At 61.0% G+C, this 1,898-nt stretch carries 2 protein-coding genes; both read right to left on the reverse strand.

Translation table 11 applies throughout. The annotated features are described in order from the left end of the window. Nucleotides 1–45: 45 nt before the first annotated feature. Nucleotides 46–885 carry an alpha/beta fold hydrolase gene (locus WAW17_RS27980; RefSeq protein ID WP_422336118.1) on the reverse strand — a complete coding sequence of 280 codons (840 nt, stop codon included), beginning with the start codon at nucleotides 883–885 and terminating at the stop codon, nucleotides 46–48. Between the two features lie 43 nt (nucleotides 886–928). Further along, nucleotides 929–1,339 carry a limonene-1,2-epoxide hydrolase family protein gene (locus WAW17_RS27985; protein WP_422336119.1) on the reverse strand — a complete coding sequence of 137 codons (411 nt, stop codon included), beginning with the start codon at nucleotides 1,337–1,339 and terminating at the stop codon, nucleotides 929–931. Between the last annotated feature and the right edge of the window lie 559 nt (nucleotides 1,340–1,898).

Below are 1,898 nucleotides of genomic sequence, written 5' to 3' on the forward strand. Positions count from 1 at the left end.
CGGTAAGCCAGCTTGATGGGGATTGTTGCGAACAACGCCGTCCGATCAGGGGCGGTCACCGAGCGCCGGGCTGCGCTCGATCGCCTCTGCTAGCTGGGCAGGCGCATCGAGCATGACGTATGTGGAACTCGACTCCACCTCGACGAGACTCGATCGTGGGAATGCATCCGCCAGGCGGTGTGCGTGGGACAGAGGGAACAGTTTGTCGTCGGTACCCCATACGAGAGTGACCGGCTTGTCGAACTGCTCTATCGCCTGGCTTGCGCGCACTGTCAATTCAGGATCGAGGGAGGCGGTAACTCGCGCCGCTTCCCGCCGCGTCTGGGCGTCGGTGGCAAATGCACCGAAGATCTCGGCCTGCCGTTCGGGTGAAACAGCGGTACGACAGACCGACTGCAGGAAGAAGCGTTGCCCGCGCGTGCTGGCGAACCCACGAAGAACTACCGCACCTATGCGTTCACTGATTCTGCAGAGGGTGACGACATGACGGAATGGTCCGGGCGGAAAGTGTTCGTAGCTGTCGCAATTGGTCAGCACCAACTGACTGATGCGAGACAAGTCGAGAGTCGAATCGCCCAGCGCGGCAAGAACGAGTCCTCCCCCGGTGTCGTTGGCAACAAGGGTCACGTCCCGCAGGTCGAGCGCCTCGAGAAAATGGACGATACGCTTCGCCGCCGCGGCGGCGCCGAGATCAGCCATCTCCCCGACTGGTGTATGCGCCCCGAGGGGCCAGGTAGGAACGAGGCAGCGAAACCGTCCGGCCAACTCGTCCACGACGTCCGACCACACCGCTCCCGTGACATACACACCGTGCACGAATACCACTACCGGCCCTGTGCCGGTGTCGCTGTACTCGACGGTCGCACCGTCGACGGAACATCGCATGTACACTCCCAGCCCTTCGATCACGTCGTCTTTCGGAACCGTGCTAGTAGCTACTAGGAATCAGTGCGCTGACGTCCTCGCCGGTCATCATCTTCATAGGAAGCGAGGTGTCCCAGTAGTCGGTCCAGCGGACGATCTTCCCGTTCCGCAGCACGAACGTTCCCATCACGGGTACTCCCTCGACGGACCCACCTGGAGTTCGGATCAGATCGAGCCGTTCCGTCAACACGACGTCCCCGTCCGCGGCGATGTTGATGGTCTTGTACTCGTAAGAATCGGGGAACGTGGCAAACTGGCCGCCCAGGTTCTCGATGATTGCCTCGATGCCTACCGATGCCGGCATACCTGTGTTCTGGTAGACCGCGTCGTCAGCGAAGAATGGCCGCATCACTCCGGTGTCCCGTTTGACCATGAGGTCACAGAATTCCCGAACGATCTGCGATGAATTAGTCATGGCGAAGCCTTTCTTGAAAGATGCCCTGTCGAGTGACATACGCACTGTATGTGGACCATACTAACTGTATGCGACCTAGTCAACGGCCTGTAGAAGGTGATCAACTGGCGCCGCACCCGAAGACCGCCGCCCACGCCGGACATAGCACCTGGTCGGGCGCCGCCCTCAGTGGCCGCGCCCCTCTCCCACAAGACCCACGACAGTTGCCCGATTGGAAGGTCCATAGTGACAACGAAACCCGCACCGGGAATTCGCCGTTTCGGGGGCGTTGTTCCGGCTACTCCCGTCTATCTCCCAGATGACGCCCGAGCAATTGGCCGCCCGGCCGTCTCCTGCTTCACCCGGGCGCAAAGCCATCCTTCGCGGTATCACCGGGAGGCGGCAGGGCCGCATCGCGGCATTCGACAAGATCATTACCGACCGAACGGCGACATCACTGTCCGTGTGCACGTTCCCGAGACTGTGGCGCTCGGAATTCGCCCAGTGTTTTTGAATTTTCTCTGCGGTGGATGGGTGTTCGGAGACCTCGATGCCCATACCGGTCAATTTCGTCGGGCAG

It is taken from the genome of Rhodococcus sp. (in: high G+C Gram-positive bacteria), from assembly GCF_049286785.1.
Taxonomy (GTDB): domain Bacteria; phylum Actinomycetota; class Actinomycetes; order Mycobacteriales; family Mycobacteriaceae; genus Rhodococcus_F.

What these genes read in the sequence shown, in the direction of transcription:
- WAW17_RS27985 (WP_422336119.1), bottom strand. Translation starts at nt 1,339, where the DNA reads ATGACTAATTCATCGCAGATCGTTCGGGAATTCTGTGACCTCATGGTC.
- WAW17_RS27980 (WP_422336118.1), bottom strand. Translation starts at nt 885, where the DNA reads ATGCGATGTTCCGTCGACGGTGCGACCGTCGAGTACAGCGACACCGGC.